Here is a 13,222-nt window from a genome sequence, read left to right as displayed (position 1 = left end):
CGTTTTTCATCTCTGCCCTTTCGGGGTGGCCGTCTCTATCATACCTTGGGCGAATGGATGAACAGTTTCCCGACTCGGGGCCCATCATGGGCGGCAACACACCTGAATTTTCGGTTTCCGAAATTTCGGGCGCCATCCGCCGTACGCTCGAAGGTACGTTCGGCCGTATCCGCGTGCGGGGCGAGATTACCGAATTCAAGCGCTACCCGTCGGGGCATCTGTATTTCTCGCTCAAGGATGAAGGGGGCAAGCTGTCCTCCGTCGTGTGGCGCGGGACGGTCTCGCGCCTCGGGCTGAAACCCGAAAACGGGCTGGAAGTCATCGCCACGGGCAAGATTTCCGCGTACGGCGAGCGGTCATCATACCAGATGGTGATCGACCGGCTGGAATATGCGGGCGAGGGGGCGTTGCTGGCCCGCATTGAACGCCTGCGGCTGCGGCTGGCGGCCGAAGGGCTGTTCGATGCCGGGCGCAAGCGGGCGCTGCCCTTCCTGCCCCGTGTCATCGGCGTGGTGACATCGGCGCAGGGTGCGGTGCTGCATGATATCCGCACCACCATTGCCCGCCGCTTTCCCCTTCCGGTTCTGGTCTGGCCGGTGCCGGTGCAGGGAGAAGGCGCGGCGGAACGGATCGCCCATGCGATTGCCGGTTTCGATGCTGTTGACGGCAGGGGAAGCGTGCCCCGTCCCGATGTGCTGATCGTGGCGCGTGGCGGGGGTTCGCTGGAAGACCTCATGGCGTTCAACGACGAAGTCGTGCTGCGTGCGGTGGCAGCCTGCCACATTCCGCTCATTTCCGCCGTCGGTCATGAGACGGATACCACCCTGATCGATTTTGTATCCGACTGCCGTGCCCCAACCCCCACAGCGGCGGCGGAAATGGCGGTGCCGGTCCGCATGGAGCTTGAGGCCGGGCTGACACAGCGTGAGGCCCGCCTGCGCAGCGGTCTTGCGCGCAGCCTGCAACTGGCCCGGGCGCGTCTTGACCGGGCGGCAGCCAGCCTGCCGGACCTGCCCGCCGTGGTGGAAGGCGCCCGGCGGCGGCTGGATGACCGGAGTTACCGGCTGGATCTGGCGTTGCCCACCCATATGCGCCACCTGCGCGCCAGCCTGCGCAGTGCATCCGACCGGCTGCCCGCCCCGCAGATGATCCTGGCGCTGCGCCGCGCGGACCTTGCCCGTGTGGATACGGCGTGCCTGCAGGCGATGACGGCGTACATCAACCGGCGCGAAGCCACGCTGGGCAGCCTGCGTGTACCGCCTGCGGTGCTGGTGTCACAACTGCGCGCCTGCGCCAGCCGCCTTGCGGGAGAGGGTGGGCGACTGGCTTCCCTCTCCCCGCAGGCCGTGCTGGAACGGGGTTACGTGCTGGTGACGGATCGGAAGGGCAAGCCACTTTCGCAGGCGGCGCAGGCGCGCAGGGCAGCACAGGTCGTCCTGACCTTCGCCGATGGAAAGGTTGCCGCCCGTCCTCTGCCATCGGGTGAGGCCGCGCAGCAGATTCTCGATCTGTAACGCATTACGGACAAGGCATATGACAGCATGACACGATGGACACGACTATACGCCACAGGCATGGTTTTCATGGCGCTGGCTGGCTGCACGCATCAGCCGCACCAGCCCCGCCCGCGCGTGGCGGGAGCCGCGGCATCCGTGCCGGGACGTATCCCGCCGCAGGGTTTCGCTCCCGGCCTGACCGGGGAAGAAGGGGCACCCCCGCCGGGTGTCGTCCTGACCAATGACCCGTCCGCCCCGGCTGACACGCCCCTGTGCGGTCATGCCGTGCGGGAAGCCAACAGCATCGGGGCGACGGTACATCCGGACATTACGCCCGTGGTCAGCAGTTGCGCGGCCAATGCCTGTTTCGATGCGCAGACGGGCACCTATATCGCGGCGGATGGCAGCCGCCGGGTCTGTCGCTAGACCAGCCCGCGTAATTCCGTATGGGTCATATACCGGGTATGGTCGGACCAGAGCCATATTCCAATTGACTTTGCGTGTGGGGATGGTTGACCCTTGAGCTACCATGACCGTCCCTACATCATCCGGTACGACAGGTGATTCACAGGCGACAGTGCACATGTTCCCCCTCAGGCGCATGCTGTCGCTGCCTGAGGCTGCGGAATATATCGGCATTACGCTGCTGCGGCTGCGCTGCCTGCGCCTTGTGCGCGCCGGGCCGCATGCCGCCATGCGCAACGGGCGTGAAGTGATGTTCCGGACCGAGGATCTGGATGCGTATGTGGATACGCTCTACCGTCGCGCCAACATCTCCCATGCCGAACAGGCCCGGCACCGTAACGAATGGCGTGGCAGGATCGCGGGCCTGTCCGATACGGCGCGGGGCAGCATTTCCGATTCCTTCATGCAGATCGTGACGCGTGACGAACTACTGGAAACCGGGACGAACCGGGGGTTCCGGGTGCTGTTCCTCGGCGGGTTGTGCCTCATTTTCCTTTCCCATACGCCGCTGATCTGGCGGCTGTAGCGCAACAGGACGCCCATTTCGGGGCAGATGCATTTTTTGGCTGTGCGGGTATGTTCTTTCGCCATACGATCCGCTACGCAGAAACCACGATAGCGGAACAATAATGGATCGGATAATGACAGGTATGCGCAGCAGCATTATGGCCCGGACCGGACACGCGCGCCTGCGGGGCGCGTTTTTTGGGGCGGCCCTTGCGCTGACCCCGGCCATTGCCATGGCGCAGGATGCGGGCAACCAGCAACAGCAGAGCCCCCCCATCCTGCCCATGCCGCCGGTGCCCGACTTCAAGCCGCTGCCTGCCGGTACCCGGCCCGCAGCACCTGTCATCGGCATTTTCAACACACAGCAGATCATGGCGCAGTCCACTGCCGTGCAGAAGCTGCAGACCGAACTGGGTACGCGGCGCGAAGCCCTGGTGCGTGATGTCCGGGCGGAGGATGCCCAGCTTCAGGCCCTGCGCCAGTCCATCATCAAGGCGGGAAAGGCCCCCACGCCCGAGCAGCAGCAGGACCTGCAGAAGCGTGTGATGGCTGACCGGACCAAGTTCGGCAACCGTAACCGCATCCTTGAAGAGGACGCGCAGGTTGCCCTCAATCAGGTCCAGCGTGAAATGCAGCAGGTCGTCAGCGCCATTGCCGCGGCACGGGGCATGACCATGGTGCTGCAGGCTGGCACTGCCGCCCTGCATGACAACAGCCTTGATATCAGCGATCAGGTTGTGACCTACCTCAATCAGGCGCTGCCGACCGTCTACCTGCCCGGACCGACGGAAGACCCCGAGGAAATTGCCAAGAGCGGCAAGTACCCCGTCATGCCGTTCCAGCCCAGCGATAATGGCGGCGGCGAGTAATACAGACCCGATCACCCAGTCCCTGCGGTCCGGTACCGCAGGGCTGGCATGATTTATGCCAGAAGATCTGCCGTAATGGCCCCGGTGACCGCAATGGCATCGGCTGCGGCAAGGCGGACCAGATAGCCGCGTTTTCCCCCGTTTATGATGACATAGGGCTGCATCAGCGCTTCCTGCGCCAGCGCGGTGCGCACGCGGCGGCGCTGTCCGAACGGGCTTATGCCACCCACGCGGAAGCCGGTGTTACGCTCGGCTACGGCAGGCGGCATCATTTCGGCTGACTTGCCGCCAAATGTAGCAGCCACCTTCTTCATGCTGATGCTCTCGGCCACCGGTACCACCACACAGGCCGGTTTCCCGTCCACCAGAACCATGAGCGTCTTGAATACCCTTGCTGGTTCCTCCCCGATGGAGGCCGCGGCATGGTTGCCCGTCTGCCCGGCAGCAGGGTCATATCTGTATTCAATGACCGTAAATGCGATGCCTGCCTTTTCCAGTGCGGCGGTGGCGGGTGTTGCCTTGCTCATGCATGTAACTCCGGCTCGGGCACCGCCTGCACGTAGCAGCCCTGCGGCTGGGGACCGGGCAGGCACAGGCGGATGATCTGCGGGGCGATGGCCTGCGGTGTGGTCAGGCTGGCCATATCCAGCGCGGGCATGGCCAGTCGGCGCAGGCGGGTGGCGACCATGCCGGGTTCAAACAGGTTGATGCGTAAGGCGCTGTGCGGGGGCAGTTCCTGCGCCCATGTCCGGACAATGGCGTCCTGTGCCGCACGGCTTGCCGCCACCATGCCCCAGAACGGGGCGGGCTGGCGGGCATGGCGGTCCGTCAGGAAAACCGCCCGTCCCGCCTGCGAATGTTCCAGCAGGGGGGCGAGCGTGCGGATAAGCCGCCATGTCACGCCCGGTCCTGCATGCAGCGCGCGTTCCATGTCCTGTGGCCGGATATGGGGCAGGGGGGAAAGCAGCCCCAGTTCCCCGGCACAGTGGACCAGAATATCCAGCCCCCCTTCCTGAAGGGCTATGGAGGGACCAAGCGTATCCAGCCGTTCGCCATCCAGCAGGTCCAGCGGCAGCAGGACGGCGTCCTGCTTCGCATGCTGGCGGATCAGATCATCCGTCTGTTCCAGCCCGCCCTGCGTGCGCGCCACCAGAATGCAGCGTGCCCCCGCCTGTGCGAGGGCTACGGCAACCGCGCACCCGATCCCGCGGCTGGCCCCGGTTACAAGGGCGGTACGCCCGTGCAGGTCTGGACTGGCGGGCTGGTTGTTCATGCAGGTTCGGGGTGGTGTTCGGCTTCGTAATCCACCAGTTCGATCGGGTAGTCACCGGTAAAGCAGGCATCGCAGTAACGGTTGCACGCGTCCTTGCGGTCCTTGTAGCCCAGCGCGCGGTACAGCCCGTCGAAGGAGATGAAGGCGAGGCTGTCCACACCGATCAGCTTGGCCATTTCCTCGACATTGTGCTGTGCGGCGAGAAGCTGGCCGCGTTCAGGCGTATCGATCCCGTAGAAACATGAATGCGTGGTGGGCGGCGACGAAATGCGCATATGCACTTCCTTCGCGCCTGCTGCGCGCACCATGTCCACGATCTTGCGCGATGTCGTGCCGCGCACGATGGAATCATCCACCAGCACCACGCGCTTGCCATCCAGTACGGGGCGGTTGGTGGAATGTTTCATCTTCACGCCCAGATTGCGGATCTGGTCGGTCGGTTCGATGAAGGTGCGGCCCACGTAATGGTTGCGGATGATGCCCAGTTCGAACGGGATGCCGCTTTCGGCGGCGAAGCCCATGGCAGACGGGACACCGGAATCCGGCACGGGTACGATCACATCTGCTTCCACCGCACTTTCGCGCGCCAGCTCGACGCCGATCTGCTTGCGGGTGTCATACACGGCCTTGCCATCCATGACGGAATCGGGCCGGGCAAAATAGATGTATTCGAACACGCAGAAGCGCGACTGCTTGCTGCCAAACGGCTTGAGGGAACGGATGCCGTCATCATTGATGATGACGATCTCGCCCGGCTCCACGTCGCGCACGAACTCGGCCCCCACGATGTCCAGAGCACAGGTCTCGCTTGCCAGCACCCATGCGCCTTCCGTGCCGTTTTCCTCCCGGATGCGGCCAAGGATGAGCGGTCGTACCCCCAGCGGGTCACGCACGCCAATCAGTGCCTCACGCGACAGGACAATAAGCGAATACGCACCCAGCACCTGCTTGAGCGCATCGATCAGCCGGTCCACCACATTCGCGTAGAGCGATATGGCGATGAGGTGGATGAACACCTCGCTGTCGGTAGTGGACTGGAAGATGCAGCCGCGGCGCACCAGCGCCTTGCGCAGGGTTTCGGCATTGGTCAGGTTGCCGTTATGGGCAACCGCGAGGCCACCGAATTCGAAATCGGCAAACAGCGGCTGCACGTTACGGATAAGCGTGGCACCCGTAGTGGCGTAGCGGTTATGGCCAACCGCGCAGTGGCCGGGCAGGGTGGCCATGACGCGGGAATCACCAAACACGTCCCCGACCAGTCCCAGTCCCTTATGGGTATGGAAGCGCGTGCCGTCATACGACACGATGCCTGATGCTTCCTGCCCGCGATGCTGGAGCGCATGCAGCCCCAGTGCCGTCAGGGCGGAGGCGTCATTGATGTTCCATACGCCAAATACCCCGCATTCCTCATGCGGCTTGTCATCATCGTGTCGCCACTGGGCGGCGATATCGTCGCGTTCCGACTGCGTGGGGGAATTGTCGGAAGCGGCATGGAGGCGGGTGCGGGACATGGTCAGCGATCTTTCCTTGACGGACGGAGGCGGCGGGTACCGACGAAAGGTTCAGATGGGCGCGTCATGCCGCGTCCCGGCGGGTTGCGCAAGATGCACATGGAAGTTATCGGGCGAGAAAGCCTTCAGATAGGCCATGCTGGTGCCGATAAGGGGCGTAATGCGGCTTGAGCGCATCACATCGGGCCATTCCTCCTGCGGTACAAGGGCAGTGATGCCGGCATAGAGTACCACAAGAAGGATATAGCCCCGCGCCAGCCCGAACAGCAGGCCCAGCACACTGTCCAGCCCGGACAGGATGGAACCCTGTACCGCCCGTCCTGACAGATGGGCAGTCGTGGTGAAAATAACAAGAAGGACCAGAAACAGCACGACGAAGGACGTGATGGCGGCCAGCGTGTGGTTACTGATCCATTGCGCGGCATAGGGTAGCAGCGCGCCATACCAGGCTACCGCCAGTACTGTCGCCATGACCCAGGCGGCAAGCCCCAGTACTTCGCGCGAGAATCCACGTACTGCACCAACTATTGCCGACAGGCCGACAATGGCGATGCCTGTGATGTCAATCCAGTTCATGCTTGCCGATTATGCTGGGTGCCGGCAGGCATATAACGGGCATGGCCCCGGTCATCTGTCGCACTGTTCTCCGTTATTCGGCCAGCGGCCAGCTTATGCCACCGCCATGGCAGCGCGCATAGGCAAAAAAGTGGAGGCCAGCCATTTCCCCGCGTGGGCACGTAGTCGGGTTTCAGGGCAGTTTGGTGGTGCGGATTTTCCACGGACGCTTGCGCGCAAGGGCCGGGCCTGACTTGCGCTCCGTCGTGTTCAGGGCCAGCAGCAGGTTGCCCATGCGGGTGCGGCGGTCAAGCTCGATCCATACATCCTCAGGGCTGACGGCTTGTGCCGCCCAGATTTCCAGCAGATGGACCAGCACATCCGCACTATGGGCGATCAGGCCCGCGCGGTCTTCCGTCATGAGATCCATCACGCACTGTTCGGCCGCACAGGTAAAAGCCCGCCCCGCGCGACGGGCGCGGGCAGGGTCCTGTGTCGTATTCTTGCCGGGGATGGCACGGCCCGACCGGTCCTGAAACGGGCCAAGCGCATGGGCCGCACCCGACTGGCTGGCTGGCGTGTGATGGGGGCGGGACATGATACGATGATGGGGATTATTTCACGTGCGGTCAACAAGACCCATCCCGTATCGGCCCAGTGTTTTTTTCAGGTCGGATTGAGCAGGGCATGCGCTGGATTGCGATCCGTTGCATACGCGACAGGACAGGGCCAGCACCTGGCATTGTGTGCATTTGATCATTGCGGAATGGCAAAAATGATCCGGGGGTGACTTCCCGTCTCCTGTTTCCTGCCCCGCCTGAGACACACCTTCTGGCAGCCTTGGAAAGCTGATTCTGAACAGGGAGGAAGACAGGGAGCAAAAGGTTAAGAGATAACCCCAGATGGAAATATCTCTTTTTCACAGTGTCAGATGGCGCATCGTAATGGTGTTGCTGCTGATTTTCCTACACCATTACATGAACAGGGTCATCAATCAGCGGGCTATGCCCCCCATTGATGTGCCGGGAGAGATGATGGTGGTAATCAGGCCAAAGAATTTATAGAATTTGTTGCTCGAAGAGTTGGCAATATAAATCAGGTCCCGATCCCGCATCATGAATTTCTGTGCCAGGAAGAAACTGGCCGGATTCATCATATCTAACTGGTAAATGATGGGCGCAGTGGTGGCGTTCTGGTCTACTGGCATGCCCAGCCGCCGCAGAATATCGGCATTTTCAAAGCGGAACACATAAACAGCATTCGGATCGGCGCGCGAATCAATCGGGCCGCCATTGCGGGAGACAGCTTCGGCCATGGTCAGTGTCGGGGTCGTGAACTGGGTCTGGGTAACCCGGCCGCTGGCACCGAAAACCGTGAAGCTGCGGGGCTGGAAGGTCAATTGCACACGGTCGCCCGGCTGCACCACGATGTTCTGCTGCGGGTCAATTTCTATCGTTTTCAGGGGCATCTCGGCGATGCGTCCGTTACGGGTCAGCCGAACGGTATAATCCTCATGCGCCTGAGCGGGATGGTCCTGTCCCCCGGCGAGGGCGATGACATCCAGAATCCGTTCGCGGTTGGGGGTCAGCGAAATACGGCTGGGATGCTGGACAGCGCCATAAACCATGACCGAATTGGCGATATCGGTGGCGATACGGACCATGACCTGCGGCGACTGGGATTTGCCTTTCAGTTGCGCGGTGATGGCCTCAACGGCCTGACTGGTCGTCAGACCCGCTACATGCACCTGACCTGCAAAGGGGACCGTAATGTTTCCGGCACTATTGACACTGAGCAACGGCAGGCTGGAACTGCTGGAACTGCTAGGTATCGCATTATTTCCTGGCGCCATGCCAATTAGGGGGGGGCTGAAAAGCGCGCTACCGACTTCATATATCGCAACCTGTAGCACATCACCCGGGCCGATTGTGTCATTCCTGGTTTGATGGACCGGCGCGTTTCCACTATCCAGATTGCTGAACTGGGGGGGGGCTTCACTTTCGAGCAGCGTGATGAGATCCGGGCTGATCTGTACGATCGCGTATCCGACCGTATTCTTTTTCGGGTCGCGCTGCATGTGATTGACCTGCGCTTCTGTCGGACCGCTGTCAGGCAGGGAATTACATCCGGTCAATAGCAACAGAAGCCCCCCCGCGACCGCGAAGCGTCTTTTTCTGCGCATGCTAGATGGAACGGGGCCCAAAGTTTTCGGAAAACAGAAGATGGTCAATGTGACACCGCGGATGAAGGTTTAAGGTGAAGCCGGTAATCAGGGTAGGCAAGGCACATGCATGCATCCAGCACGTCATGGATATAAAGCCCCGAAAAAATGGTGGGGCCTTTTATCAAATTCTGTTTCAACTGACTATAGGTAAAGGCCCGATCTGATATTGGATGTAGCCGTAAAGAAGATTATGAAGGGATATTTCCCTGTGAATCAATGCGCTATTGACTGAACTGTGGGTTGGCAACAGCCTGTATCCCTTTGGCATATCAGTTGAGTCCCATATCCAGTCCTGATGTGTGAGGGGAGGCAGCAGCAACATGCGTTACATGATCGACTACAGCATTGTTTTAAGCGCATGCCGAATGACCTTCCTTCGTGGTCGTCGGTATATTGGCAATTCCGTCGCTGGATGATGACGGGCGGCTTCGATGTAGTGATGGCCTGATCTGCATATTGCTTTCGGTGCGTAGGGTGTAACCTCTACGGAGGCCATTATAGCCAGCCAGGCTTCCTGCTCAACGCTGGAAAGTGAATCACGCGTTGTATATGGTGGAGGATAAACGCAAAAAGGGATCAAGGTTCCATCTTGGCGGTAGACGGTAGATCTACCTGCCAGACCCTGCATGTCATATCGGCCAGTCGTGACGATTATTGTGCCGAGGTCGGACGTTTCGCTGCCACCATTCCGGATACGACGGACGGAAATCCTTGAACTTGGCCTATGTTGATCAGGGCTATATGGGAAAAAAGCCTACTGCGACACCCTTGAGGTCGTCAGCTTGCCTGCGGCCAGACGAAGCTTGGTTCTACTCTCATGCTGATGGGTAAGAGATTTTTCGCATGGGCCACACACCTGGGGGGATCGAAGAGCGATTGTTTGATGTGCCCGGGTTCGGATCTTGGGCTTTTGGCATGCTGATTGATGGTTGCCGTGGTGGTATTCGCTCTGCGTTTTGATCAGATTGGGATTTCTCATTCGCTGGATTGCTACGCTGCGGCGTTAATCCTCTGCAAAAAGAGGAAGCGGCGCATATTGTAGACGATATTGGCCAGCCCAATCCTCATAGTGGCTCGAGTAATGCCGACTGTTCGGATGAACAGTCCCGTTTGTGACTTCTGGTCAGCAAAGACATGCTCGACACGCGAGTGGATAACTGACTTTCCAGCATTCGATTTCCGGATCAGCCGGAACTTCCGATCAATGGCAATGTGGGATTTATAGCCAAAGAACGGAATGGCCAGATCGGTTGCTGGCATACTCCCGTCCTCCTGTCGCTTCGCCTTCGTGAACTTCAACGTCCAGCGTGCCTGGCGGTCCTTGTGGGATAGCTTTGACGGCTTGTTCTGCCAGTCTTCAGGAATACGACCAGCCCGGAGATCCGCTTTCTCAGCAGTGGTATTGCGCTGCCTAGGAGCCGCTACCAGCGTGGCATCCAGGATTTGGCCTGACATGGGCAGATAACCGGCGTTGCGCAGTATCATTTCGAACTGGTTGAACAGTACGTCGATGGCACCCACCTGTGTCAGACGCTCGCGAAACAGCCAGACCGTTTTGGCATCAGGCACACGATCCGACAGCTCCAAGCCCGCTCAGCCGAGCAAGCCGCTCTTCAACATCAAAGAAACCCAGCTGCTTCATCTTCCATCCCCCCAATCAACGCAGGAGAGATGGAATCATAGGGAACACACTGAAACCAGAGGGTTTTTAGAACCCTCCAGGTGGAAATAGGTGCTAAACGCCTGCTGTAGCGTCTCAACTGGAATCAGAGAAAACAGAATATGGTCAGTGAATGTGTTCATTAAATTCTGTAACATATCTCTTAATAAATGGCATGATTTTCTAAATTTCTTTCGTGCTAATTGGTTTTTTGCGGGAAATCATATGATTTATTTATTGAGTATATTCTGTATTAATCATTATAAAATACTTTATGTAAACAGAATATGATTTTCTTTCCATGTTTAAACTCGTGTTTTTTGTATAATAATATGAAAAAATCATTTCACATGAATTCGATATTATGATATAAAGGAACAACATATATAAACTTTATTTGGTATAAATATGATGAAAATAGATAATAAATCAATAAGTATTGTTATACATGGCGGGTGTTTTGAGAAAAATGCAGCCGAGGTTGCGAATATACTTATTAATTATAGGAAAACATTTGAAGAATCAGAAATAATATTTTCTATATCCAGTTCAGATTTTATAGATTTCGATCTTTCTAATGAGAAGTCTGTATTTTCGTTTAAGAAAAATATGGTAAGTTTTTGTCATATTGTTAATAAATATGCCGACAAAATAGCTTATTCCTATATGGCTCAGCCTCTTCCTCCTGTTTTTCGGGGGGCGCCTAACTGTCATGCCAATCATATGATTGAATCTGCCCGCAATGGGTTGGCATTGGCATCAAGAGAATTTGTTCTGAGGACCAGAAATGATTTGCTCTTTAAAGATAGATCTATTGTAGAAGAGTATATTAAATTATCTGAAAATTACTATAGGAAGGGAAAATATACAGTTTTTTCGTCTCCTGTTATGATTTCTTCACTGTACACGCTTAATCCCTTCGCCGGGGGCAGGTTGCCGTTTCATTATAGCGATTGGTTTAACTTCGGCAAGTTGGTTGATATCCGTCCCATATGGGATGTACCTTTGGTCACATTGGATTTTATGACGTACTACAGTACTAATTATTATATGCCAGGAAGTAAGGAAAAAGAACGAAATTTCAATTCACGGACTGCTATAGAGCAGTATGTATATTTTAGCTTTTTTCTAAGAAATTTAATAAATTCAGGCTTGATTATCATAACGATGATCACTCTATTATGGAATCCATACAGGTATTATTGGATAATTTTATTATTTCTGATATTTATTACCTAAATGTATATTATCCAAAATATCTAAATGGATTCAATTCATATGGCGATAATAACACAAGAATCATGCAGCGTGCGTGGGAATATTTGTCCACTCATAGAAACGTAAACCCAGCTGAATTTCTTCATGTTCCTCGTGATAAAATCCGTCAGTATGCTCCTGTTATATTCCCACTGAAAATAGGCACGGAGCAACTCCATACGAAAACAGGCTTTCATTTTGGGAAAAGCATTGTTATCCCTTATGATGCGCCGCCAGGTGTTGCGTGCTTCGGCCCCTACATTACCCTAGGCCAGGGTTCCTATGCAGCACGTGTTTCTTTGTCTGCTTTGTATCCAGAAGATGAACAATGCACAATAAAAATATCTGCTACAGGAGAAGAGGGAAAAATAACTCTTGGATCGAGAGAATATAATTTTGACAAGGTTGAAAGTTATAGCCATGAATTAGTTTATTTGGATTTTGAATTTGAGAATACGTATGAAAATCTTATCGAATTTGAGATTGTTATCGAGACATTTTCCAAAGTAGATCTTTCAATTGATTATATTTTGCTATCAAAATTAGAAAATAAGGCAAAAAACAATTTCCCACTTCTTAATAAACTTCTAAAAATTTAGATATATATCTTATTCATTAATTGAATATTGAAGTTGCCCCGATTTTTATCAAGAATTATCTATGTTTTTGGTTGAAGTTCTGACTTAGGATTAGGGCCCGTTAATTTATTGAATGGCGCTGTGACTGGTGGTTCATAGGTTTGCGTGGAGGCAAGCCTATGAACACCTTGTTCCTGTTATCTGAAAGTCAGATGGTAGAGATCGGGTTGTTTTCCCCTCTGGCGCATGAACTGCTGCGGATGGATGATTATCCGTGTGATCCGTAACGGGCTTAAATGAAAAGATCTGCCAAAGGTGTATGATTTCCCTAAAACGCTATGTAACCGTCTCGTTGTTTGGGGCCGGCTGGGTTTTTAACCGGATTTCTGCTTTCCAGGACAGAACGGGCAGGTAGATTGTCGTGTCCGGATGATGGATGTGATCTACGCTGAGAGCGTACTGAATATCGGTCTCAGCGGTCAAAAGGGCTTTGCCTCGTCATATCGGATGGATAAAAAGCGACACCGACTCAAAGTTGCATGCCGTGTGTGATGGGCAGAGCCGACCTGTCTGCACATTTGACTTCTGGACAGTTCGATCACCTCAAGGGGTTGTGTTCTTCTGCAGGAACTGCCGGAAGAAACTCAGTTATTGGCGATCAGGGGCTATGATAGCAATCTGCTCGGGATGTCTCTCATTGTCCAGAATATCACGGCCTGTATTCTAGATGTTTAGTCCCAGGATTTGATGGTGCGGATTTTGCATGAACCGTGATGGTTCTTTTTCCCATTGCTGGCAAATAAATTCATATGGAGTGAGGCCGCGCA

Annotated in this window: 12 protein-coding genes and 2 pseudogenes; 6 read left to right on the top strand and 8 right to left on the bottom strand. The window is 56.0% G+C overall.

Annotation, left to right across the window (positions count from 1 at the left end; genetic code table 11):
- The first annotated feature begins 53 nt into the window (after positions 1 to 53).
- The 4 genes from xseA to CFR79_RS11550 all read left to right on the top strand — a co-directional run bounded on the left by xseA (position 54) and on the right by CFR79_RS11550 (position 3,337).
- On the top strand, positions 54 to 1,514 hold the full coding sequence (gene xseA, locus CFR79_RS11565) for an exodeoxyribonuclease VII large subunit (RefSeq protein ID WP_110548001.1): 1,461 nt from the start codon (positions 54 to 56) through the stop codon (positions 1,512 to 1,514).
- 69 nt (positions 1,515 to 1,583) lie between these two features.
- The gene (locus CFR79_RS11560; RefSeq protein ID WP_180967552.1) at positions 1,584 to 1,922 is read left to right on the top strand and encodes a BA14K family protein; all 339 of its coding nucleotides are present in this window, start codon (positions 1,584 to 1,586) and stop codon (positions 1,920 to 1,922) included.
- A 157-nt stretch (positions 1,923 to 2,079) separates the two neighbouring features.
- On the top strand, positions 2,080 to 2,487 hold the full coding sequence (locus CFR79_RS11555; RefSeq protein ID WP_102325117.1) for a DNA-binding protein: 408 nt from the start codon (positions 2,080 to 2,082) through the stop codon (positions 2,485 to 2,487).
- 124 nt (positions 2,488 to 2,611) lie between these two features.
- Positions 2,612 to 3,337 carry an OmpH family outer membrane protein gene (locus CFR79_RS11550; RefSeq protein ID WP_102325118.1) on the top strand — a complete coding sequence of 242 codons (726 nt, stop codon included), beginning with the start codon at positions 2,612 to 2,614 and terminating at the stop codon, positions 3,335 to 3,337.
- Positions 3,338 to 3,390: 53 nt separating this feature from the next.
- Here CFR79_RS11550 and ybaK read toward each other — a convergent pair whose 3' ends face one another.
- The 7 genes and pseudogenes from ybaK to CFR79_RS11510 all read right to left on the bottom strand — a co-directional run.
- Positions 3,391 to 3,864 carry a Cys-tRNA(Pro) deacylase gene (gene ybaK / locus CFR79_RS11545; protein WP_102325119.1) on the bottom strand — a complete coding sequence of 158 codons (474 nt, stop codon included), beginning with the start codon at positions 3,862 to 3,864 and terminating at the stop codon, positions 3,391 to 3,393.
- A complete protein-coding gene (locus CFR79_RS11540) occupies positions 3,861 to 4,610 on the bottom strand; it encodes an SDR family NAD(P)-dependent oxidoreductase (protein WP_110548000.1) in 750 nt (249 codons plus the stop codon). Before CFR79_RS11540 ends, ybaK begins: the two co-directional genes overlap by 4 nt.
- Positions 4,607 to 6,121 carry an amidophosphoribosyltransferase gene (purF, locus tag CFR79_RS11535; RefSeq protein ID WP_110547999.1) on the bottom strand — a complete coding sequence of 505 codons (1,515 nt, stop codon included), beginning with the start codon at positions 6,119 to 6,121 and terminating at the stop codon, positions 4,607 to 4,609. Before purF ends, CFR79_RS11540 begins: the two co-directional genes overlap by 4 nt.
- A 51-nt stretch (positions 6,122 to 6,172) precedes the next feature.
- Complete coding sequence (locus tag CFR79_RS11530; RefSeq protein WP_102325122.1) at positions 6,173 to 6,697, bottom strand: CvpA family protein; 525 nt, start codon at positions 6,695 to 6,697, stop codon at positions 6,173 to 6,175.
- A 172-nt stretch (positions 6,698 to 6,869) separates the two neighbouring features.
- The gene (locus CFR79_RS11525; RefSeq protein WP_110547998.1) at positions 6,870 to 7,274 is read right to left on the bottom strand and encodes a phosphoribosyl-ATP pyrophosphatase; all 405 of its coding nucleotides are present in this window, start codon (positions 7,272 to 7,274) and stop codon (positions 6,870 to 6,872) included.
- Positions 7,275 to 7,670: 396 nt separating this feature from the next.
- Positions 7,671 to 8,753, bottom strand: a complete 1,083-nt coding sequence (locus CFR79_RS11520) for a polysaccharide biosynthesis/export family protein (protein WP_243705196.1) — start codon at positions 8,751 to 8,753, stop codon at positions 7,671 to 7,673.
- Positions 8,754 to 9,890: 1,137 nt separating this feature from the next.
- A pseudogene (locus CFR79_RS11510) lies at positions 9,891 to 10,490 on the bottom strand (IS5/IS1182 family transposase); the annotation flags it as partial.
- Between the two features lie 478 nt (positions 10,491 to 10,968).
- Here CFR79_RS11510 and CFR79_RS11505 point away from each other — a divergent pair.
- Both CFR79_RS11505 and CFR79_RS15695 read left to right on the top strand, forming a co-directional pair.
- Complete coding sequence (locus CFR79_RS11505; RefSeq protein WP_110547995.1) at positions 10,969 to 11,799, top strand: WavE lipopolysaccharide synthesis family protein; 831 nt, start codon at positions 10,969 to 10,971, stop codon at positions 11,797 to 11,799.
- 62 nt (positions 11,800 to 11,861) lie between these two features.
- Entirely contained in the window at positions 11,862 to 12,416 is a 555-nt protein-coding gene (locus tag CFR79_RS15695) for a hypothetical protein (RefSeq protein ID WP_258373561.1), read from the top strand.
- Between the two features lie 702 nt (positions 12,417 to 13,118).
- Here the strand turns inward: CFR79_RS15695 and CFR79_RS11500 are convergent.
- Positions 13,119 to 13,222: pseudogene (locus CFR79_RS11500) on the bottom strand (IS481 family transposase); the annotation flags it as partial.

The sequence above is a fragment of the Komagataeibacter saccharivorans genome, assembly GCF_003207825.1.
In the GTDB taxonomy this organism is placed as follows: domain Bacteria; phylum Pseudomonadota; class Alphaproteobacteria; order Acetobacterales; family Acetobacteraceae; genus Komagataeibacter; species Komagataeibacter saccharivorans.
This window is presented reverse-complemented; position numbering and strand designations above follow the sequence as displayed.